General features: G+C 63.9%; 19 protein-coding genes. 13 read left to right on the forward strand and 6 right to left on the reverse strand.

What is annotated here, in order from left to right:
• Positions 1-32 precede the first annotated feature (32 nt).
• The 13 genes from motA (at position 33) to NK8_RS00670 (ending at position 13,251) form a co-directional block, all read left to right on the forward strand.
• On the forward strand, positions 33-893 hold the full coding sequence (gene motA, locus NK8_RS00610; protein WP_061158787.1) for a flagellar motor stator protein MotA: 861 nt from the start codon (positions 33-35) through the stop codon (positions 891-893).
• Between the two features lie 25 nt (positions 894-918).
• Positions 919-1,917, forward strand: a complete 999-nt coding sequence (motB, locus tag NK8_RS00615; protein WP_162064700.1) for a flagellar motor protein MotB — start codon at positions 919-921, stop codon at positions 1,915-1,917.
• Between the two features lie 67 nt (positions 1,918-1,984).
• On the forward strand, positions 1,985-2,362 hold the full coding sequence (locus NK8_RS00620) for a response regulator (protein WP_162064701.1): 378 nt from the start codon (positions 1,985-1,987) through the stop codon (positions 2,360-2,362).
• A 51-nt stretch (positions 2,363-2,413) separates the two neighbouring features.
• On the forward strand, positions 2,414-4,690 hold the full coding sequence (gene cheA / locus NK8_RS00625; RefSeq protein ID WP_213226838.1) for a chemotaxis protein CheA: 2,277 nt from the start codon (positions 2,414-2,416) through the stop codon (positions 4,688-4,690).
• A gap of 17 nt (positions 4,691-4,707) precedes the next feature.
• Complete coding sequence (gene cheW / locus NK8_RS00630; RefSeq protein WP_061172613.1) at positions 4,708-5,226, forward strand: chemotaxis protein CheW; 519 nt, start codon at positions 4,708-4,710, stop codon at positions 5,224-5,226.
• A gap of 22 nt (positions 5,227-5,248) precedes the next feature.
• The gene (locus NK8_RS00635) at positions 5,249-7,078 is read left to right on the forward strand and encodes a methyl-accepting chemotaxis protein (RefSeq protein ID WP_213226839.1); all 1,830 of its coding nucleotides are present in this window, start codon (positions 5,249-5,251) and stop codon (positions 7,076-7,078) included.
• 157 nt (positions 7,079-7,235) lie between these two features.
• Positions 7,236-8,159 carry a CheR family methyltransferase gene (locus NK8_RS00640; protein WP_213228421.1) on the forward strand — a complete coding sequence of 308 codons (924 nt, stop codon included), beginning with the start codon at positions 7,236-7,238 and terminating at the stop codon, positions 8,157-8,159.
• Positions 8,156-8,890, forward strand: coding sequence for a chemoreceptor glutamine deamidase CheD (cheD, locus tag NK8_RS00645; RefSeq protein ID WP_213226840.1), 735 nt, complete (start codon positions 8,156-8,158; stop codon positions 8,888-8,890). The genes NK8_RS00640 and cheD overlap by 4 nt, the downstream gene beginning before the upstream one ends.
• Entirely contained in the window at positions 8,887-9,990 is a 1,104-nt protein-coding gene (locus NK8_RS00650) for a chemotaxis response regulator protein-glutamate methylesterase (protein ID WP_162064705.1), read from the forward strand. The genes cheD and NK8_RS00650 overlap by 4 nt, the downstream gene beginning before the upstream one ends.
• Positions 9,991-10,039: 49 nt before the next feature.
• Positions 10,040-10,435 (forward strand): chemotaxis response regulator CheY, encoded by a 396-nt coding sequence (gene cheY / locus NK8_RS00655; RefSeq protein WP_035497920.1) that lies wholly within the window; start codon positions 10,040-10,042, stop codon positions 10,433-10,435.
• 2 nt (positions 10,436-10,437) lie between these two features.
• Positions 10,438-11,145: a protein phosphatase CheZ gene (cheZ, locus tag NK8_RS00660; protein ID WP_162064706.1), complete on the forward strand. Its 708-nt coding sequence runs from the start codon at positions 10,438-10,440 to the stop codon at positions 11,143-11,145.
• 252 nt (positions 11,146-11,397) lie between these two features.
• Entirely contained in the window at positions 11,398-11,922 is a 525-nt protein-coding gene (locus NK8_RS00665) for a DUF2844 domain-containing protein (RefSeq protein ID WP_213226841.1), read from the forward strand.
• 18 nt (positions 11,923-11,940) lie between these two features.
• Positions 11,941-13,251 (forward strand): DUF3443 domain-containing protein, encoded by a 1,311-nt coding sequence (locus tag NK8_RS00670; protein ID WP_213226842.1) that lies wholly within the window; start codon positions 11,941-11,943, stop codon positions 13,249-13,251.
• 201 nt (positions 13,252-13,452) lie between these two features.
• On the opposite strand, the gene NK8_RS00675 is transcribed toward NK8_RS00670, so the two are convergent.
• From NK8_RS00675 to NK8_RS00700, 6 genes are all read right to left on the reverse strand, one after another.
• Positions 13,453-13,707, reverse strand: coding sequence for a PAAR domain-containing protein (locus tag NK8_RS00675; RefSeq protein WP_213226843.1), 255 nt, complete (start codon positions 13,705-13,707; stop codon positions 13,453-13,455).
• Positions 13,708-14,439: 732 nt separating this feature from the next.
• Entirely contained in the window at positions 14,440-18,615 is a 4,176-nt protein-coding gene (locus NK8_RS43635; RefSeq protein ID WP_367657776.1) for an RHS repeat-associated core domain-containing protein, read from the reverse strand.
• Positions 18,573-20,396 carry a type VI secretion system Vgr family protein gene (locus tag NK8_RS43640; protein WP_213226844.1) on the reverse strand — a complete coding sequence of 608 codons (1,824 nt, stop codon included), beginning with the start codon at positions 20,394-20,396 and terminating at the stop codon, positions 18,573-18,575. The genes NK8_RS43635 and NK8_RS43640 overlap by 43 nt, the downstream gene beginning before the upstream one ends.
• Before the next feature lie 199 nt (positions 20,397-20,595).
• A complete protein-coding gene (locus NK8_RS00690; protein WP_213226845.1) occupies positions 20,596-21,369 on the reverse strand; it encodes an SDR family oxidoreductase in 774 nt (257 codons plus the stop codon).
• A gap of 16 nt (positions 21,370-21,385) precedes the next feature.
• A complete protein-coding gene (locus NK8_RS00695) occupies positions 21,386-22,033 on the reverse strand; it encodes a thiol:disulfide interchange protein DsbA/DsbL (RefSeq protein WP_162064710.1) in 648 nt (215 codons plus the stop codon).
• 113 nt (positions 22,034-22,146) lie between these two features.
• Positions 22,147-22,899 (reverse strand): SPOR domain-containing protein, encoded by a 753-nt coding sequence (locus NK8_RS00700; protein WP_162064711.1) that lies wholly within the window; start codon positions 22,897-22,899, stop codon positions 22,147-22,149.
• Positions 22,900-23,017 lie beyond the last annotated feature (118 nt).

Genomic DNA, 23,017 nt, shown 5'->3' on the forward strand with positions numbered 1-23,017 from the left:
GTCTAACCGCACCCACAAGTGAGGACTCGACTGTGCTGATTTTCGTAGGATCGCTCGTGACATTGCTGTCCGTGTTCGGCGGTTACGCGCTCGAAGGCGGCCACCTTGGCGCGCTCATGCAACCTGTCGAAATCTTGATGATCGCGGGCGCGGGCGTCGGAGCGTTCATCCTCGGCAACAACGTCAAGACCATCAAGGCGACCATCCAGGTGCTTCCGACGCTCTTCAAGGGCGCGAAGTACGACAAGAGCATGTACATGGAGCTGATGGGCCTGCTCTACGTGCTGCTCGCGAAGGCGCGCAAGGAAGGCACGCTTGCGCTCGAAGCGGATATCGAAGACCCGTCGAAGAGCCCGGTCTTCAGCCAGTACCCCAAGATTCTCGCGGATCACCACATCGTCGAATTCCTGACGGATTATCTGCGCCTCATGGTCAGCGGCAACATGAACGCGTTCGAGATCGAAAGCCTCATGGACGAGGAGATCGAGACGCATCACGTCGAAGGCGAAGCGCCCGCGCACGCGCTCACCAAGGTCGGCGACGCGATGCCCGCGTTCGGTATCGTCGCGGCGGTGATGGGCGTCGTCCACACGATGGCCTCCGCCGATCAGCCGCCCGCGATTCTCGGCGAGATGATCGCGCAGGCGCTCGTCGGCACTTTCCTCGGCATTCTGCTTTCCTACGGCTTCATCGGCCCGCTCGCGAACGTCGCGGAACAGCGCGTCGCGGAGCAGACCAAGATGTTCCAGTGCATCAAGGTGACGATCCTCGCGAGCCTGAACGGCTACGCGCCCGCTATCGCGGTGGAGTTCGGCCGCAAGGTGCTGTTCTCGACGGAGCGCCCGTCGTTCTCCGAACTGGAAGAACACGTGCGCCGGGTCAAGTCGAAGTGACTTCCTCATCATTCGAGACACAGCGATGAGCACCGAACGCGAACGTCCGATCTTCATCAAGCGCATCGTCGCCGGCAAGAAGGGCCATCACGGCGGCGCGTGGAAGCTCGCCTATGCGGACTTCATGACCGCGATGATGGCGTTCTTCCTGCTGATGTGGCTGCTTTCGTCGACCTCGCCGGTGCAGCGGCGCGGCATCGCCGAGTACTTCAACATGCCGCTCAAGGCGGCGATGGTCGGCGGCAAGACCGTCGGCATGGACAACAGCATCCTGACCGGCGGCGGACGCGACATCTCCAGCAGCGAAGCGGGCGCGGCGCGCAAGACCAATGGCAGCACGCAGCTCGCGCAACGCGCCTCGTCCGACGCCGACGAAGAATTGCTCAAGGCCGCGCAAGGCGAGCTGGAACGGCGCGAACAGGTGCGCCTGCACGATCTTCAGGTGAAGCTCATGGCCGCGATCGAGGCCAATCCCACGTTGCGCCAGTTCAGGCAGCAGATCCGCATCGAATCGACGCAGCAGGGCTTGCGCATCGAGATCGTCGATACCCAGAAGCGCCCGATGTTCGCGCTCTCCAGCGACGCCGTGCAGCCCTACATGCGCGACATCCTGCGCGAGATCGGCAGGACGTTGAACGACGTGCCGAACCGCATCGTCGTGCAGGGGCACACCGACGCCGTGAAGTACGCCGGCGGCGACAAGGGCTACAGCAACTGGGAGCTGTCGGCGGACCGCGCCAACGCGTCACGGCGCGAGCTGGTTGCGGGCGGCATGGACGAGGCGAAAGTGCTGCGCGTGCTCGGCCTTTCATCGACGCAGAACCTGAACAAAAAGGACCCGCTCGATCCGGAGAACCGGCGCATCAGCGTCATCGTGCTCAACCGGCGGGCGGAAATGTCGATGTTGCGCGACGACGGCTCGCCCGGCGCGACGCTCGACAACGGCACGGACGAGCAAGGCGCGCCCACGACTGCGCTCGGCCAGCTTATTCCCGGTGTCGCGGCTCGGCCTGCGGCGCATTGAGCAGATTGCTCGAAAAAGACGCTCAAGACTCGACACGTTTTGACCGTCATCCCGGCAAGAGACAAACATGATCAAACACATTCTGGCAATCGACGATTCCGCCGCGATGCGGCAAATCCTCTCGGCGACGCTGTCGACGGCGGGTTACGAAGTGACCGTCGCGTCGGACGGCGACGAAGGCCTGGAGTGGGCGCTCGCGGAGCGCTTCGATCTCGTTCTGACCGACCAGCACATGCCGGGCAGAAGCGGGCTCGATCTGATCGTGGCGCTGCGCGGCAACCCCGCTTACAAGGCGACGCCGATTCTCGTGCTGACGACCGAAGGCGGCGAGCCGTTCAAGGACGCGGCGCGTTCGGCGGGCGCGACGGGCTGGATCGAGAAGCCGCTCGATCCGGACCTGCTGACCGAACTCGTCGCCGCGCTCTCGGAAGACACGCAGCACTGAAGCCGAAGCCCAAGACAACCCGCGCAAGCACGCGCCGATGGTGACTCAAGCATGACACTCGACATTACCCAGTTCTACCAGACCTTCTTCGACGAAGCGGACGAACTGCTCGCGCAGATGGAGCAGCTGCTGCTCGTTCTGGATATCGCGAATCCGGACCCGGAAGACCTCGCGGCGATCTTTCGCGCGGCGCACTCGATCAAGGGCGGCGCGGCGACCTTCGGCTTCACCGCGCTCACCGAAACGACGCACATTCTCGAATCGCTGCTGGACCGCGCACGCAACAACGAGCTGGTCCTGCGCCGCGACATGATCGACACCTTCCTCGCGACCAAGGACGTGCTCTCGGACCAGCTCGCCGCCTATCGCGCGAGCGCCGAGCCGGATGCGGCCGCGGCCGCCGCGATCTGCGCGAAGCTGGAACGCCTGAAGAACGAGACCGCCGAAGCCGGCGATGCGCCCGCGAAGATCGAGCCGCCCGCGCTGCCGGGCACGCAGCAAGTCGCGTCGAACGCGAGCGTCGCGCCCGCCTACGAAGGACCGAACGCCGCGCCCGCGCACGTGGTCGCGCAGGCGATGGACGCGATCGAGGACGACGGCAACTGGGACGGCGCGTTCGAGCTCACCGATGGAATCACGCATGCAGGAACCGCTGCCGATGCAACGCCGGGACACACCGGCGCACCGGTGGCGGAAGTTGGACCCCACCTGAAAATTACGCTACGGGGGGTGGGCGAGAAGGACCTGGCAACGCTGATCGGCGAGCTGGGGAATCTGGGAAGCATCGTCGGAGAAAAGAAGACGGACGCCGAGTACGTGGTATGGCTCGACTCGGACGTCCCGGCCGACGATATCGTCGCTGTGTGCTGTTTCGTGATTGATGAAGCGCAGATCACGATCGGCCGTGGCGACGCGGCGGCGCAATCCGCCGAAGCAACGCCGGCAGTGGAAGAAGCACGACCCACGCTACGGGAAGAGCCGAAGCAATCGCAGGCGCAGGCAGCGCCCGCATCCGCGGCCAGCAAGGAAGCAGCAAAAGAAGAAGCGGCGGCGGCGGGTGTACAACACCCGTCCGCCCAGCCGTCCAGAACCGCCGCGAGCGATGCCGACAAGAAGGCGCGCCCGCAGGCCGCCGCATCGGCGGAAGGCAGCTCGATTCGCGTCGGCGTGGAGAAGGTCGATCAGCTCATCAATCTGGTGGGTGAACTCGTCATCACGCAGGCGATGCTCGCGGAAACCACGAGCACGTTCGATCCCGCCTTGCACGACCGCCTTTTCAACGGCATGGCGCAGCTCGAGCGCAACGCGCGCGATCTGCAAGAGGCCGTCATGTCCATCCGCATGATGCCGATGGACTACGTATTCAGCCGCTTCCCGCGCCTCGTGCGCGATATCGCCGGCAAGCTCGGCAAGGAAGTGGAACTCGTCACGTTCGGTCAGGCGACCGAGCTCGACAAGAGCCTGATCGAGCGCATCATCGATCCGCTCACGCACCTCGTGCGCAACTCGCTCGATCACGGCATCGAGACCGTGGAAGCGCGCCGCGCGGCGGGCAAGTCGACCACCGGCCAGCTCGTGCTGTCGGCGGCGCATCACGGCGGCAACATCGTCATCGAAGTAAGCGACGACGGCGCCGGCCTGCGCCGCGACAAGATTCTCGCGAAGGCGCAGAAGCAGGGCATGCAGGTGTCCGATTCGATGAGCGATGAAGAAGTCTGGCAACTCATCTTCATGCCGGGCTTTTCGACCGCCGAACAGGTGACCGATATCTCCGGCCGCGGTGTGGGCATGGACGTGGTGAAGCGCAACATCCAGTCGATGGGCGGCCACGTCGAAATCATGTCGCGCCAGGGCGCGGGCACGACGACGAAGATCGTGCTGCCGCTCACGCTCGCGATTCTCGACGGCATGTCGGTGAAGGTCGGCAACGAGATCTTCATCTTGCCGCTGAACTTCGTGATGGAGTCGCTGCAGCCGGTCGCCGAAGACATCTACACGGTCGCGAACGGCGAGCGCGTGGTGCGCGTGCGCGGTGAATATCTGCCGCTCGTCGCGTTGCATCGCGTGTTCGATGTCGAAGGCGCGCGCACCGAGCCGACGCAAGGCATCGTCACGATCATGCAGACCGAGGGACGGCGTTTCGCCATGCTGATCGACGAACTCGTCGGCCAGCAGCAGGTCGTCGTGAAGAACCTCGAAACCAATTACCGCAAGGTGCACGGCATCTCCGCCGCGACCATCCTGGGCGATGGCAGCGTCGCGCTGATCGTCGACGTGGCCGCGCTCAACCGCGAATCGCGCGCACAGCACGGCGCGCACTCTCATTGATACCGAAGGAGCCTCTCATGGCAGACGTTCAAACGATTCATACCGCTGCGCCTTCGCGACGTGATGCGGGTCACGCCGAAGCGGCCGGACAGGAATTTCTGGTGTTCACGCTCGGCGCCGAGGAATACGGCATCGACATTCTGAAGGTGCAGGAAATTCGCGGCTACGACAACGTTACGCGCATCGCGAATGCGCCCGCGTTCATCAAGGGCGTGATCAATCTGCGCGGCATCATCGTGCCGATCGTCGATATGCGCATCAAGTTCAATCTGGGCCGCGTCGAGTACGACAACCAGACGGTCGTGATCATCCTGAACGTCGCGCATCGCGTGGTCGGCATGGTGGTCGATGGCGTGTCGGACGTGCTCACGCTCACGCAGGAACAAGTGATGCCCGCGCCCGAATTCGGCGGCACGCTCGCAACGGAATATCTCACGGGCCTCGGCACGGTCGACGGCCGCATGCTGATCCTGATGGACATCGAAAAGCTCATGACGAGCCGCGAGATGGAGTTGATCGACTCCGTCGCCGCATAACGAGCGAAGCGAGAAATAAGCCATGTTGAAGAAGTTGTCGATCCGCACGACGCTCACGCTCGTCGGCCTGCTGTTCACCGGATGCGCGGCGCTGATCGGCGCGCTCGCGCTCGTCGGCCTCAATTCCGCCGGCGCATCGCTTGCGTCGCTCGCGCAGGAAGACATGGTCGCGATGCGCGCGCTGGCCGAGACATCGTCGTATCTGCTGCGTTCGCGCATCACGCTCGACCGCGTGCGCTCGCTCGCCGAAGCGGGCAGCACGGAAGAAGCGAAGAAGGCGATCGATCGCGGCCAGTATCTGCTCGACAAGAGCAACGAAAACTGGAAGCTCTATCTCGATACGCCGAAGCCGATGCTGCCGAAGGAGACGCTCGACGCGCTCGTCGCGCAACGCGACGCGCTCGTGAAAACCGGCGTTGAGCCGGAGTTCGCCGCGATCCGCGCGAACGACATGGCCGCGTATCACGCAATCGCCGACACGAAGATCAGCCCGATGTTCGTCGCGTTCGATCAGGCCGTGACGGCCGCTGTCGCATCGCATCAGGAACACGCGGAACAATCGCGCGCCGGCACGGCATCGCATATCGCGGCGCTCAACCTGACGATCGGCGCGGTGCTCGTGCTCGCGGTGCTGATGCTCATCGGCACGCGCATGGCGCTCTCCAGCCTCATCGTGAAGCCGATCAACGACGCCGTCGATCACTTCGACCGCATCTCGCGCGGCGATCTCACGCAGTCCACGCACACCGACAGGACCAACGAAATCGGCCGCCTGTTCGCGGGTATCGAGCGCATGCGCGGCAATCTGACCACGATGGTCGGTTCGGTGCGTCACGGCGCGGAATCGATCGATGTCGGCGCGCATGAAATCGCGAGCGGCAACACGGATCTGTCGCAGCGCACGGAAGAGCAGGCGGCGTCGCTGCAGGAAACGGCGTCGAGCATGGAAGAGCTGACGAGCACGGTGAAGCAGAACGCCGACAACGCGCGCCAGGCGAGCCAGCTCGCGGTGAACGCGTCGGATATCGCGTCGCGCGGCGGCGTGGTCGTCGAGCAGGTCGTCGAGACGATGCATGCGATCGCGTCGAGTTCGAACAAGGTCGTCGACATCATCGGCGTGATCGAAGGCATTGCGTTCCAGACCAACATTCTCGCGTTGAACGCGGCCGTCGAAGCGGCGCGCGCGGGCGAGGAGGGGCGCGGCTTCGCGGTGGTCGCGGGCGAAGTGCGCTCGCTCGCGCAACGCAGCGCGGCGGCGGCGAAGGAAATCAAGACTCTGATCGGCGATTCGGCCGCGAAGGTCGACAGCGGCACGGAACTCGTCGCACGCGCCGGCCAGACGATGGGCGAGATCGTGCAGGCAGTGCGCCGCGTGACCGACATCATGGGCGAGATCAGCGCGGCGTCGGAGGAGCAGTCCGACGGCATCGAGCAGGTCAATCGCGCCGTCACCCAGATGGACAGCGTGACGCAGCAGAACGCCGCGCTCGTCGAGCAGGCGGCTGCGGCTGCGGCGTCGCTCGAAGAGCAGACGCGCCAGTTGAAGGACGTGGTCGCGCAATGGCGTCTGGAGAGCGGGGCGCCGGTGCGCGCGAGCGCATCGACGGCGGCCGCGCGCATCAAGGCGTCGGCGCCGGCTGCGCGTGTCGAGCCTTCATCGAAGAGCGTCGTCAAGCACGCGAACTCTGTCGAGAACGCAAAAGTTGCGGCGGAAGCAGCCGTTATCAAGGAAACAGGCAAGGAAGCGGGCAAGGAAGTGGCCAAGGCTGCGATCAAGCCGGCCAGCGTCGCGAAACCCGCACCGCGCGCCAAGGCAACCACCGCCGATGACGGCGACTGGGAAACCTTCTAAACGAAACCGAAACGACAACGACCATGCTGGCCTCGCGCGACACGACTGATTACCGGCGTTTCATCGAAACGCACGGACGACGCGAGTCCGCATGGTCACGCGCGACGAACACGCCACATCGGGCGCGGCTGAGCGCGCCAAGGAAGCACGAGACATCATGATGGCAACGCGCAACCCGCGCGTCGACCTGGCCCCGAGTGTGCGGGGCCCGGAAGTCGAGCGCGATTTCGAATTCACGGTGGCGGATTTCGCCCGCATTCGCGAGCTGATTCATCGGCGCGCGGGCATCTCGCTGTCGGACCATAAACGCGACATGGCGTACAGCCGCCTCGCGCGCCGTCTGCGCGCATGCGGCATCGATACGTTCAAGCAGTATCTCGATCGCCTCGAAACGAACGAGGACAACGCCGAGTGGGAAGCGTTCGTCAACGCGCTGACCACCAACCTGACGGCGTTCTTCCGCGAGTCGCATCACTTTCCGATTCTCGCGGAGTTCGTGAAGCGCCGGCAGCAGCCGTTCTCGGTGTGGTGCTCGGCGGCGTCGACGGGCGAGGAGCCGTATTCCATCGCGATGACGCTCGTCGAAGCGCTCGGCGAGCACGCCGCGCGCCAGTGCACGGTGTTCGCGAGCGACATCGACAGTCAGGTGCTCGCCAAGGCCGAAGCGGGCGTGTATTCGCTCGATCAGGTGAAGGCATTGTCCGTCGAGCGTCTCAAGCGCTTCTTCCTGAAGGGCACCGGTTCGCACGCGGGTCTCGTGAAAGTGCGCCCCGAATTGCGCGCGATGGTGAACTTCGGCCGCGTGAATCTGACCGACGCGCGCTACGACCTGAAAGGCCCGTTCGACGCGATCTTCTGCCGCAACGTGATGATCTACTTCGACAAGCCGACGCAAGGCCAGGTGCTCTCGCGCTTCGAGCCGCTGATGAAGCCGGGCGGCCTGTTGTTCGCGGGACATTCGGAGAATTTCACGTACGTGTCGCAGGCGTTCAGGTTGCGCGGCCAGACCGTGTATGAGCTGTCGCGCGACCTCAAGCCGGCGGCGAAGCCGCAGCGCGCGCTCGCGGGAGAGACGGCATGAGCGGGCTGCCCATCGCGTCGAATCTTTACTTCGACAATCATTTCAAGAAGCCGGGCGTGAAGCTCCTGCCGAACGAGTTCTACATGACGAGCGAAGACATGGTGCTCGTCACCGTGCTCGGCTCGTGCGTGGCGGCGTGCATCAACGATCGCACGGCGGGCATCGGCGGCATGAATCATTTCATGCTGCCCGACGACGGCTCCGACGCATCGCACGCATCGTCCGATTCGATGCGCTACGGCGCGTACGCGATGGAAGTGCTCATCAACGAGCTCATCAAGCGTGGCGGGCGGCGCGAACGCTTCGAAGCAAAAGTGTTCGGCGGCGGCGCGGTGCTCGCGGGCATGACGACCATCAACATCGGCGATCGCAATTCGGAATTCGTGCGGCGCTATCTCGCGCTGGAGAAGATCCGCATCGTCGCCGAGGACTTGCAGGGCATGCATCCGCGCAAGGTCGCGTTCATGCCGCGCTCGGGCCAGGTGATGGTGAAGAAACTGAAGACCGCGCATGACCCGGTCGTGGTCGAACGCGAGCAGGCGCTCGTGCAGCGCACGCCGGAAGAGCGCGCCGAACGGCTCGCGAAGGCGCGTGCGCGTGTCGAGCTGTTCCAGTCGAACACGGCGAGCACGAAACCGCGCGCGGAATTGTTCACGACGAATGCGTCGGGCGTGAAGCGCCCGCGTGCGGAACTGTTCACGTCGCGTATGAAGATCGTGGAGGAAGCATGACACTCAGCCACGCGCCGAAAATCAAGGTGCTGTGCGTCGACGACTCGGCGCTCGTGCGCAGCCTGATGACCGAAATCATCAACTCGCAGCCCGACATGCACGTCTGCGCGACCGCGCCCGATCCGCTCGTCGCGCGCGAGCTGATCAAGCTGCACAACCCGGACGTGCTGACGCTCGACGTCGAAATGCCGCGCATGGACGGCCTCGACTTTCTCGAAAAGCTGATGCGCCTGCGGCCGATGCCGGTCGTGATGGTGTCGTCGCTGACCGAGCGCGGCAACGAAATCACGCTGCGCGCCCTGGAACTCGGCGCGGTCGATTTCGTCACGAAGCCGAAAGTCGGCATTCGCGACGGCATGCTCGATTACGCCGAAAAGCTCGCCGACAAGATTCGCGCCGCGTCGCGCGCGCGCGTCAAGCAGGCGGCGCACGCGTCGAGCGTTCCCGCGAACGCGAACGCGGCTGCGCACAAGCCCGCGCCGCATTTCAACAACCCGCTCGTGTCGACGGAAAAGCTCGTGATCGTCGGCGCATCGACGGGCGGCACGGAAGCGATCCGCGAAGTGCTCGTGCCGCTGCCGCCCGATGCGCCCGCGGTGCTCATCGCGCAGCACATGCCGCCGGGCTTCACGAAATCGTTCGCGCAGCGCCTGAACGGGCTGTGCCGCATCACCGTGAAGGAAGCGGAGCACGGCGAGCGCGTGCTGCCGGGTCACGCGTATATCGCGCCGGGCCACGCGCATCTGTTGCTCGCGAGAAGCGGCGCGAACTATGTCGCGCATCTGTCGGATGCGGCGCCGGTGAACCGGCATCGGCCTTCGGTCGACGTGCTGTTCCGCTCGGCGGCGCAGCACGCGGGCAAGAACGCGATCGGCGTGATCCTGACCGGCATGGGCCGCGACGGCGCCGCCGGTCTTCTGGAGATGCAGCAGGCGGGCGCATACACGCTCGCGCAGGACGAAGCGAGTTGCGTGGTGTTCGGCATGCCGCGCGAAGCGATTGCAATGGGCGGCGCAAGCGAGATCGCGCCGCTCTCTGAAATGAGCCGGCGCGTGATGGCGCGGCTTGCCTCGATGGGCGAACGCGTGCAGCGCGTCTGAACTTTGGAATTGAGCGGCGCCGCCGCATTGAGAACTCAAGGGAGTAAAGATGGACAAGAACATGAAGATCCTCGTCGTCGACGATTTTCCGACGATGCGCCGTATCGTGCGCAACCTGCTCAAGGAACTGGGCTACGGCAACGTCGACGAAGCCGAAGACGGCGCGGCGGGCCTCGCGCGTCTGCGTGGCGGCGGCTTCGACTTCGTGATCACCGACTGGAACATGCCGAACCTCGACGGCCTCTCGATGTTGCAGCAGATCCGCGCGGACGCGGCGCTCGCGCATCTGCCGGTGCTGATGGTGACGGCGGAATCGAAGAAGGAAAACATCATCGCGGCGGCGCAGGCGGGCGCGAACGGTTACGTGGTGAAGCCCTTCACGGCCGCCACGCTCGACGAGAAGCTCACCAAGATTCTCGAGAAGATGGCCAAAGCCGGGAGCTGATCGTGAACGATCTGACCACTGAACTGGCAGCCGCGGTTGCCGAAGCTGAAGCCGATCCGTCGAGCGACCGCATCCTCGCGCGCATCGGACAGCTCACGCGCACGCTGCGCGACTCGATGCGCGAGCTGGGCCTCGACAAGCAGGTCGAAGCCGCCGCGCAGGCCGTGCCCGACGCGCGCGACCGGTTGAAATATGTCGCGACGATGACCGAGCAGGCCGCCGAACGCGCGCTCAACGCGATCGAGCTCGCCAAGCCGATGCAGGAAGCGATGCAGACCGAAGCGCAGGCGCTCGACGCGCGCTGGGCCAAATGGTACGACGCGCCGCTCGCGCAGGGCGAGGCCGGCGAATTGCTCGCGCAAACCCGCACGTTCCTGCAAAGCGTGCCGCAACGCACCCAGGCGACCAACGCGCAACTGCTGGAAATCATGCTCGCGCAGGACTTCCAGGATCTGACCGGCCAGGTTATCAAGAAGATTACGGACGTCGTGTATCTGATCGAACAGCAATTGCTGGGCGTGCTGCTCGAGAACATCGCGCCCGAGCGGCGCGAGCAGTTCGCGGCATCGGCGGCGGCGCTGATGTCGTCGGTGGCGAGCGGCAGTCCGGAAAGCCTGCTCAACGGGCCGCAGATCAATCCCGAAGGCCGCAGCGACGTCGTGCAGGATCAGTCGCAAGTGGACGATCTGCTCGCCAGTCTGGGCTTCTGACGCACGTTAAAAGAAAGACTCATTTCGACGTACTCAACGTTGCACGACGACGCGGAGCGCATACCATTGCGCTTCGCGTTTTTTCTTATGTGCGCTTGCGAACGTTAGGACTATTCGCTGTGGCTGGCATACTAGACGCTATTCACGCCGCACGAAGCGGCGTAAGAAATGAGTGACGCATCGGTCATTCAATCGTCAGGAGCCGGCCGGGAGCGAGAGCGCGTGGGCGGCCGACAACCGATAGGAGGCCCAGTGAAGGCACCGAAGCAACCCCGTCATGGGCATCTGGTAAGCGCGCTGGCGTTCGTGGCCGGCGCGTTGAGCGTGTGCGCCGCGGCGCCCGCCTACGCCGTGCTCGGCGGCGATCCGATGAGCGCGCCGCAGGGCGCCACATCCGCCAATGCCGTCGCGCGTGCGGCGGTCGCGAGCGGTGCGTCGAACGCATCGTCGACATCGGCGTCGAACTACACGGTTCGCTCGACGACGCTCGCGAGCGGCACCGTCATCAACGAATATCTGTCCTCGGAAGGCGTCGTGTTCGGGATCGCGTGGCACGGGCCGCGCGTGCCGGACCTCGCAAGCCTGCTCGGCAGCTACTTCCCGCAATATCAGCAGGGCCTGAAGGCGCAGCGCGCCGCGCGCGGCGGGCGCGGGCCCGTGAGCGTGCAGGATTCGGGGCTCGTCGTGGAGTCGAGCGGCCATATGGGCGCATTCGCGGGCAGCGCGTATCTGCCGCAATCGTTGCCGGCCGGCGTGTCCGCCAGCGATATCCAGTAAGCGACGGGAGACTTTAGTATGCATCGAACGACACTCGGCCTTCCCGCCTCCTCCACCCGACGCGGCGGCTTCGCCCGCTGGCTCGGCGTGCTTTGTCTTTCCGTCATGCTCGCGGCCTGCGGCGGCGGCGACGACAGTTCCAGTTCCAGCAGCGGCGGCGGTTCGTCGGGCGGCGGCTCCGGCGGCGGTTCGGGCGGCGGCAGCTCGGGCACCAGCACGGCCAATGCGCAGCCGATCGCGGCCAACGGCACGAACGCGGTACCGATCAACGTCAACGCCGGCGTCGCGAACTTCGTCAACATCCCGAACGTGTCGGTGACGGTGTGCGCGCCGGGCTCGTCGGTGTGCCAGACCATCGACAACGTCCAGGTCGACACGGCGTCCTTCGGCCTGCGCATTCTCGGCTCGGCCGCGCAGTCCGTGCTCGGCAGCCTGCCGGTCACGCGCGCATCCACCGGTGGCCAGCTTGCCGAATGCGCGGGCTTCGCCGACGGCTACACGTGGGGCACGGTGCGTACGGCCGACGTGAAGATGGGCACGGAAGTGGCGTCGGGCGTGCCGATCCAGATCATCGGCGATCTGAATGCATCGGCGGCGCCGACCGGCACCAACGGCTGCCCGTCCGGCAACGACGAAAACACCGTCGGCGATATCGGCGCGAACGGCATTCTCGGCATCGGCCCGCAGACCTACGATTGCGGCTCGGGCTGCGTGAGCACGTCGCTCAACGCGATGTACTTCTCGTGCACGAATGGCGCGAATTGCACGGGCGTCGCGGTGCCGCTCGCGCAGCAGGTCGCCAATCCGGTCGCGAAGTTCGCGGTCGACAACAACGGCGTGATCGTGCAGTTGCCGCCGGTTCCCGATAACGGCGCGGCGACCGCGACCGGCGTGCTGATATTCGGTATCGGCACACAGAGCAACAATGCGATCAGCGGCGTGACGAAGTACGGCACCGACCCCTACGGCGATCTGACCGGCACGTACAAGGGGCAGACGTACAAGACGTTCTTCGATTCCGGATCGAACGGCAACTTCTTCCAGGACAGCTTCCCGCTGTGCTCGAGTTCGAGCGCGTTCTATTGCCCGAGCTCGGAGCAGTCGCTTTCGACGACGATCCGCGGCACCGAAGGCAACAGCGCGACCGTGCCGTTCCAGCTCGTCAGCGCGCGCACGCTGACGCAGGGCGGCAGCAAGTTCGCGTTCAACAGTCTCGGCGGCCAGCTCGGCATGTCCAACTTCTTCGACTTCGGCCTGCCGTTCTTCTTCGGACGACACGTCTACGTCGGATTCGAGTTGCCGAACAGCCCGGCGTATGTGGCGTTCTGACGCACTGCTCTGACCGGAGACGTTTTCCGGTTGGGTGGTCCGCAAAGCAAAACCGGCTGCGTTTCTGGCGCAGCCGGTTTTTTTATGGTGCGCCCGACATGTGCGCAATTTTGTGGCAAGCCCAATCCTGAGTTGAGCACAGGAGGCGAAGCGAAGTGCAGACAGGAGTCGTGCGCGCTGAAGCCTAACGTACTGATGAGATCACACCGTCGGACCGCCACCTGCCACAATCAGGGTCGCGCCGCAGGTGGTGCTGCTACCGTGATGCGCGATATTGCGGCCTTCGATTGCGCCGAGACCGCCACCGGTGATGACGCCTGGACCGTGCAAAGGACATGTGACGGTATCGCCGACGCGCGCGGCGGGACGGCCGTCGATTACCAGATTGGAACTGGCGGTGGTTACCATGCCGCCGTGGGTGGTGGGGGTGCCGAGGGTTGCGATTGGGGTTGTCATGAGAGGGCTATGAATGTTCCGTCGGCTCGTGAGCACGGGGAAAACAGCAAGGATAAGAGTGCTGCGATTTCCGACGAGGATGCGGCATCAACTCCACAGAACTCGAGATCGAAGAGTACTGTCTACTGATAGGTTACCGCTTCTTGCCTTGCAGACGCATTCAACGTCAGGCGCATGCAAAGCAATAAAGCTTGTCTTGGCCTTGGCACTTGGTCGGTATTACACCCTGCATCTTAGAATTCTGCGTATTTCAGAATCGATCACATTCTCATCTCTGCTAGATAAAGCCATGCAAAACCTAATGAATGAAAATATTGCAAATAGTATGGTCAGAAGTGCAATTGAAAATGCAATGATTTTCGCCTCCGACACCTCACCGAATTTCGCCAATAACATCATCATGAAGATTGAAAAACATGAAAACAATGCAAAACTAAAATTAACCGCCCGACTCACGTATGACTTTCGATAGAACCCAGTTAATCGAGAGCCGTCGTCAGAGGCAATCATTTTACCAACAAATACCACGTACCACGCGTTAAGCAGATTCGAATGCATATACGCCAATCGAACTTCATTATTTTTCAAATAACCAGTAAGCCCTTCGGTCCGCCGTAAGCCAGATACCTGAACGCAGAGTGATTGATGGATCGCACCGCGAGCCTCTTGCAATGGCATGGATGAATAAAATTCTCGCGTTTCACTTTTATAAAAGAAGAATTGCTTTAACATTTAATGTCTGAGGCATAGTGAATATTGTTGAGATGCTATCAATCCAGCAGCGGTACCAGCGCCTACTCCCACGCTTCCGGAGATAGATCCGCTCGTCGCGTTTAACAGATTAACGCTGTCCGTCTGAACAGAGCCCCCCCCTTTTGCTAACAGCCCTCCTGTGGCGAACCCGCCGTATGACAGACTTCTCCCCGTTATAGTCGGTGAGGAACTGAGGGTAGTGCTTACAGCAAGTCCACCGGCCGCACCTGGACCAGCAGTCTGAGAAAGATTCAGATACAAACAAGCATCCGGCAGTGCATCCTCGCGTGCTTTGCTGAATGCGATGCCGACAGCTGCCCCACCGCCAGCGGCAACATGACCTGAGATGCCCCCATCGACGGACACTGATCCGTGAAAATCCCGCCAAGCATCACCGATTGATCGAGCGCCGGGATTGGGTGAGGAAGCGAGCACCTTGCCAATGTCATCCTGACTGGCACCGTTATCCTGCATCCATTGGGCGAGTGATACTTGTTGCCGTATTGCTTCGGCTCCGGAAAACCCCGCGAGAGCCTGCAGACCTAGCGGATCGACTCGTCGTACGGGGAGACTTCGAACATAGGCATATTTGTTTGCCCCCCCTAACAACCCAATCGGATCCTGATTAACATACCTCCCCGCCTGCGCATCGTAATACCTGAACCGGTTGTAACACAGCCCGCTCTCCACATCGTAATACTGGCCGGGAAGCCGTATCGGATTTTCCACCTCGCGCGCGAAGCAATGCCGCATCTTTCCGTACGCGCTGAACTCCGCCGCCCACACCACCTTGCGCTGGTCATCATAGAGTTCCTGTGGCGTGCCCAGATGATCCGTAACGTAGTGGAACACCACCCCGCCCTCGAGTTTCGCGAGCGGCCCCGCGTGATCGGGATGCGGCACATACACGATCTGACGATCATCACGCGCCGTATCGCCTGCATGCACCTCCTGCATCATCCAGTCGCCATCCCATACGAACAGCGTTGTCTTCTGCACGCCATCGGCCGATGCATGTTCCTTCGCGATACGTCGCCCCAGCGCATCGTACGTGTAGCGACTGCGCGCGCCATCGTCGTGATCGATGGCTGCAAGCTGGTGAGCGCCGTCGTAGCGGTAGCGCGTCACGTGCGGCCGGGGTTCGGGCGTCGCCTTCGGTTGCACACCTGTGATCGTATCCATCACCCGGATGAAGCTGTCCTTCGCCGTCGGTTCTGGCACGGGCGGCAACGGCACCGTGCGCGTAGTCCGGTTGCCGTGACCATCGTGCTCATACAGCAGCGCCTGCGGCGCGGCCACCTCCGGCGTCACCAACGCCTGCAACCGGTCGCCTTCGGCCCGACCGATCCATCCCGCGTGACCCACCGCGAGCAGATTGCCCGCCGCATCGTAGGCGAACGCCTCGTCCCCGGCGCGCCCGCCGTTCACGCTGATCAACCGCGCGAGCGGATCGTAGCGATACTGCTTCTCGCCGCGCCATGCATCGCGCAACGCTGTGATCTGGCCGCTCTCGTCGTGGCTCCAGTTGCGCCACGCACGCGGCGACTCCAGCGCACGGCCACGCGCGTCCAGATTCTGCCACTGATGTTGCGCGAGCTGTCCCGTCGGCCCATAGCCATAGTGATGCGCCGCCGGTCCCTGCACACGCACCGTTTCACGGTGCAGCGCATCGCGCTCGAAGCTCGCGAGCGCCGCGCCATCGAGCAGCACGCCATGCACATGTCCCGATCCATAGCGCTGCCACGCCAGCGTGCCCACGCCGGGCATCCGGCTCGCCGTGCGATGACCCAGCGCATTCAGCTCATGCGCAAGCCGCCACACGCGCCCATGATGCGCCTGCACTTCCGCCGTGCGCCGCCCCCCGGCATCGTATTCGAACGTGATCTGGCTCGGCGTCTGACCCGGCGATGACGCCTGCGCCTGCGTGAGCAGCCCGCGCGCGTCGTAACGATAGCTCGCCTGGCTGCCATCGCTCGCGCGACGCTCGATCGCGCGGCCCAGCACGTCATACGTGATGTCGGTGATGATCTGGCCATCGTCGCCGTGATCGGTGCGCGTGGTCATCTCGCCCGCCGCGTTGTAGCGGAACGACTGTCTGCGTCCGTCGAAGCCCGTCTGTTCGATCAGGCGATCGCGGCTATCGTAGGTGAAGGTCGTCGTGTCGCCGTTCGCGTTGTGCAATGCGGTCACACGGCCGATCGGATCGTACTCGAACCGCTGCGCACCGCCCGCCGGGTCGATGACCGCGAGCCGCTGGTCGTAGGCATCCCACTCGGTGCGCGTGATCCGCTTCAGCGGATCGCGATGCGCGACCGCGCGGCCCGCCTCGTCGTAGTCGATGCGCCACCAGCCCATGCCCGCCGGCTGGTAGCCCGTGAAGCGTCCTGCGCCACTCGTTGCGTAGAAGCTGGCGTGGCCGAGCGCATCGGTGGTCTGCGTGAGGTTGCCGAGCGTGTCGTAGTCGTATCGCGTCGTATGGCCCGAGCAATCGGTACGGGCGATCATCTGGCCCGCGCCATCCCATTGCATGCGCGTGACGTTGCCGAGCGCATCGGTGCGCGTAACCGGCATGCCGTCGCGATACGCATAGGACGTCGTGTTGCCCAGTGGATCGGTCTCGGTGACGAGATGGCCCGCATCGTCGTACGCGCGTTGCCAGAGCTGGCCCGCCGGATCGGCGATCTGTATCGGCTGATTCAACTCGTCGTAGCTCACGCGCGTGACGTTGCCCGCAGCGTCGATGATCGTCGTCGCGTTGCCGCGCGTGTCGTTGACGATGCGCGTCGCGCGGCCGAGTTCGTCGGTGTAGCCGCTTATGCTGCCGGTTTCGTCGAAGTGCGTCTGACGGATCGCGCCATCGGAATACAGCACGCGGTCCACCGCCCACAGGCCGTTGTAGTGGTATTCGGTTGTGCGCCCCAGGCCATCGGTGACGCGCGTGGTGCTCGCGCCCGGCAGATAGGTGAAGCGCGTGTCGCGGGTGATTCTCTTGTTGTCATCGACATAGGCGAAGGTGCGTGTCACGCGTGCCTGTGGCGTATCGCCAGCCCACTCGCAGATGTGCGTCGCGCCCGCCGGCGTGCGGTAGTGCGTGAGCAGATGGCGTCGATACGCATAGCGCCATGTAAGTCCCGCACGATTGGTCGCCTCAATCAGGTCGCCTTGCGCATCGTAGACGTAGCTGGCGAGACACATATCGCCCAGCAGCACCTGCGTGATGCGGCCCGCGTCATCGAGTATGCAATGCACCGCATGGACGTTGTTGCGTACTTCCCGCAGATAACCCTTCGGCGTGTAGCCGAGCAGCAGCACGTGGCCATCGCGGTTCGTGACACGTTGCAGTTGCCAGCGCGCGTCGTCGTTCGGATGCGGCGCATAGTGCTCCTCGACGCCGTTGCCAAAGCGCACGATGAACGTCGCGCTGTCCACGTCGCGCACGAGCGTGTACTTCTCGATCGCATGAAAGTGATCCTGTCCGGCCTCCAGTGCCGGAAACTGCAGTTGCCGGCCATCGGCATCGAAGTAGACGAGGCCCGTCGCGCTGCGTCGAATCTCGGTGGCGTACGGCAGCTTCCATGCGATGCCCAGACTACCCGCGCGCTGATCCGCGCTGCGATAGCTGCGCCCCCAGCGAATCGGTATCCGTCCCGGCAACGTGAAGTCGTGCTGCACCAGCACCTTCTGACCGGTCGCGACATCGACGGGATGGCTGCTCGTCGTCTTCTTCGCGCACTCGGCGCAGTCCGCTTCGGTCACCGGCGGAAGGCCGTCCGCGCCGCCGCCCGTCATGCTGATCACCGGCGACTTCAGGCGAATGCTGACGCCCTCGATCGTGATGCCGGATGCATCGATCGTCACCTTGCCACCGGGCCCGACCAACTGCGCCTGCTTCGCGCCCGACAGATGCGCGTCGCCAGCATCGGTGATGCGCAACTGGTTCGACTCCGCGCTCGACACCGGCGCGGGCAACTGCGCCGCAAACTCCGGCGATACATCAACGGGCCGGGCCAGATCCGCCTTGACCGCGTCGCTCACCGCCTTGCCGCGCACGGTCACGGCATACGTATGCCCGACGTCCGACGTCCATTCGTGCGCCACGCGATCGGTGCGGCTCATGCCCACCGTGCTCGCCATCTGCAGCGCGACGTTGCGCAAGTACAGCCCACCGACACGTTCATGTTGTACGCCAGCCCGACGTTGAGCATATGCCCGAGCCCGACGTTCTGCACCGCCGCGAGATCGATGGTCTCGAACTTGTAGCCGCCCGTATGCAGCGTCCAGTTGCGTCCGATCCGGTCCGACTCGTCGTGACCGATGCGCTTCGTGCGGTCGTGACCCACCGTGTGCGTTTCGTCGTGCTCGACCTCGGTATCGAGGTTGCGCTCAGCCTGAATCCAGACCTGCTCGGCGCCGCGCTTGTCCTCGAAGCGGATCGCGTTGGCGTTCTCGTAACCCGCGCCTTTTGACGAGCGTGTGAGCAGGCCGCTTTGCGTCGCATTGGCCGGCAAATCCCACGGCGGCATCGTTTGCGCGTTGTAGACGCGCCCGATCACCACAGGCCGGTCCGGATCGCCATTCTCGAAATCGACGATGACTTCGGTCCCCACGCGCGGAATGTGGATGCCCCCGAAGTTACTGCCCGCCCACGGGTACGACACCCGCACCCAGCACGACGAACGATGATCCTTCGCGCCGTGGCGGTCCCAATGGAAAGCCAGCTTCACGCGCCCGTACTGGTCCGTCCAGATTTCGCTATTCGGCGCACCGGTCACCACTGCGGTCTGCGGTCCGGTGGTGCGCGGCTTCGGATAGCGTTCGCGCGACGGGCGGAACACGGTCGTGGCCGGCTGTGCATCGAACTCGACCCGGATGCGGAAGCGTTCACCGGTGCCGGTTGCATCGGCGAGTTCCTGCGCATCCAGCTTCGCGCGAAGCACCAGATACTCACGGTTCGCGTTCGGCTGGGGATGGCCCGTCAGCGTAAAGGTCGTGCCGCATACGACGGCGCGCAGATTGCCCTCACCGGCGGCACCTTCGCTCTGTGCGTGCAGTGCTTCCATGCGAAGCCGCGCAACCTGTTCGCCCTCGTCGCGTTCGGTGTAGTCGCCGGGCCACTCATAGCGTTCGAGCCGGTTGTGCGCGGTATCGCGTGGCAGTTCGCTGCTGGCTTCGAGTTGCGCTGCGGGTTTCTTGAAGTGGTAGTCGTCGGTCGCCCAGATGCCTGTCTGGATACGCTCGGTGAGCGTGAAGTGATCGATATACTCGCGGTCGATCTTGTGATCAGGCGGGTAGTACCACAGCGTGTGATAGGCGGCGCTGTCGACCGGCTTGTGTGCGCCCACATGATCGACCAGCACCATCCGGTGAAAGCTGTTCGAGTGCTCGAAGAACCAGTAGATGCCGTGTTCGGCCATCAGGCGCTGGATGAAGCGGTAATCCGTCTCTCCGTATTGCACCTGATAGTCGATCGCGGGGTAGGCGCTGCTCAGCCGCAGATCGTACGAATAGAGGTAGTTGCCCAACACCTCTTCGATGATCTCGACGACGGTTTTGCGTTGATAAATTCGGTAGTCCGAACGCAAGTCCGCAAGGGCAAGCCAGGGTTGCAGCACGACCCGATAGCGTGATATACGGTTCAACCGATCCACGAATCCGGCTTCCGTCACGATGCCGCTGATCTCGCGTGTGCCCGCGCTCATGCCGTCGAGCTGAATGGTTACCGTCAGCTCCTTGCCGATCAGAGTCTTCAGATCGATCGATGCCGCCAGCGCCTCGGGCATCTCCAGCGACGTGGAGAGAAGCAACTCGTATCGGTAGAGGGTCGAGAGTTTTTCCTCGCCCTTGATGGCGCTCAATCGAAGGGCCGATGAGCCATCGGGCAGCGTGGGCAACGCAGCGCCGCTGACGGACAACGTGCGGGACGGGGGGAAGATCATCGGGTTCCAATGCGGGTGAACTGTCCCTCACTGTCTGCGATGACGCGCTCTATCGTCTACACGGTTTGTCTTAAACCTAGCAATCCATATTGGATCATTGACAAGAATTCAGAGAATTTTTTGTCATACATTGCGCGCGTGACGGTGACTGGACGATCAGTTCGACGTCCTCCGCCTCACTGAACCCTAACCTCCCGATTTACTCTCCCGCGCGTGGCTTGCGCGGCGCGCGCTCGGCGAGCGCGTCGTAGAGCCAGCGGGGCAGCGCGTGCATCAGCATGCCCGCGACGCGCATCTGCCATGGAAACGTCGCGTAGCGGACCTTGCGCGCGATGGCGTCGGCGGCTTTCGTGGCGAAGCGGTCGGCGTCCATCAGAAAGGGCATCCGATACGGATTGTGCGCGGTCATCTCCGAGCGCACGTAGCCCGGCGCGATCGTGACGACGGCGACGCCGAGCGGCCGCATTTCGACGCGCAACGCTTCCAGATACTTTGCCACCGCCGCTTTCGACGCGCTGTATGCGCCGCCGCCCGGCAACCCGCGCACGCCCGCGACGCTCGCGATGCCGACGAGCGTGCCGCGCCGCGCCGCCGTCATCGACGCGACGAAGGGCTCGAACGTCGCGGCCATGCCGAAGTAGTTCACGTCCATGACGGTGCGGAAGGTGTCGAGATCGCCGTGGCCCGTCAGCGCGCCTCGGCTCATGCCCGCGTTCGCGATGACGATATCCGCCGGGCCATGCTCCGCGATGAAACGGCGCGCGGCATCGGCGAGCGCGTCGGCGTCGCGCACGTCGGCGGGATAGATCGAAATGACGCTTCGAGGATGGCGGGCCGCGAAGGCCGCGAGGGAATCGGCGCGGCGGGCGACGAGGCCGAGCACGGCCCCGCGCTTCACATATTCCTCGGCCAGTGCGAGGCCGATGCCGCTCGATGCGCCGGTGATGAAAATCTTCAGTCGAACCTCGGTCATGCCGGCGCGGGAGGGTTTAAAGCTTCTTGTCGCGGACTTGCTGGACGAGGAAGTCCATCACCTGCGTGGTGCCCGGCAGGCTGTTGGTCATCGCCGGGCCGGTTTCGTACTTGCCCTGCACGACGATCGTCGGCACGCCGTCGATCTTGTAGTCCTGCAGGAGCTTGGCGTCGCGCTGCACGGCGCTCTGCGTCGAGAACGAGTTATAGGCGTCCATGTACTTCTTCGGATCGACGCCCTGCGTCTTGAGGAAATCCGCTTGCGCCTGCGGCGTCAGCAGATAGTTCTTCTTCACGTGGATCTCGTTGAACACGGCGGGCGTGACCTTGTCGGCGACACCGAGCGCGTCGAGCGCGTGATACATCTTCGAATGGGGAATGAAGTCGTCGCGGAACGCCACCGGCACGCGCTTGAACACGACGTCAGGCCCTTGCTTCTTCGCCCATGCCTCGAGGTACGGCTCGAACTCGTTGCAGTGCGGGCAGCCATACCAGAAGAACTCGATGACCTCGACCTTGCCCGCGGGCGCGGCGATCGGCTGAGCCGCCTGCAGCACCGTGTAGTCCTTGCCGGCGGCGGGCGCGGCCATCGCCGAACTCGCGACGCTCATCGAAGCGGCTGCGACGCCGAGGGAAAGAGCCAACGCGCTAAACAGTTTTTTCATGATTGGAAAGAGAAGCAATGGATACGCGACGGAACAAAAGCAGGTCCATAAGTGGGACACACGACGCTTAAGCCACGCTTAAACGCCGCGTGCATGTGGACTTCGTTGCTGCGTTATTGCTTGGAGAAACGGATCACGGCCGTATCGACACCCGCATCGGACAGCCGCTGACGCGCCGTGTTCATGTCCTCGAACTTCGCGAAGGGCCCGATGCGCACACGATAGTACGTCACGCCGCCCGCATCGCGCTGCGTGACCTTCGATTCGAAGCCCTGGAAGCCAAGACGCGCGCGCTGCTGTTCGGCATCCGCTTGTGTCTTGTACGCGCCCACCTGGAGGAAGTAGCCGGTATTGGGCTCGCCGGGCGCGGGCGGCGTGGTCTTTGCCGTCGTGGGCGCCGAGCCGCCCTTCGGCGGCGTGGCGTTGGCGTTGCTGGTGGCGTTAGGCGCGGCCTCGGGCTTCTTGGCGGGCGTCGTGCTCGCCGTCTTCGGCGCGGACGCAGTCCCGCCCGACGGCGGCACTTCGACGATCTGCGGCTCGTCGAGCACGCCCGACGACTGCGTCTGATTGTTGGTCTGACCCGGCGCGGTGTTCGGCGGCGTGGGCTGCGCGGCCTGCGGCACGGCCTGACCCGGCGTCTTGCCTTGCAGCGGACGGTTCGGATCGTACGGCTGCGCGGCGGCGGGCGCGGAGTTGGCTTCCGACGGCGGCGGCGCGACCTTCGCCACGAACGGCGTGGGTGCGCGCGTGATGTACAGCGCGACGATCACGGCAATCGCGAGGCCGACGATCAGGCCCAGCACGATGCCGATAAACGTTCCCCCGGTTTGCTTCGACTGCTTCGATGTGCGGCGTGGTTTTGCCATCGTATGAATCACCTGCGAGAAAGTCTTCTGGTTGGGCGACGATTATAGCCGTGGGGCAAGGCACACCCGCGCCATGCTCCCGTCCGCACACGCCGGAATAATCCGATTTGCGTGCGCG

The organism is Caballeronia sp. NK8 (genome assembly GCF_018408855.1).
Taxonomy (GTDB): Bacteria; Pseudomonadota; Gammaproteobacteria; order Burkholderiales; family Burkholderiaceae; genus Caballeronia.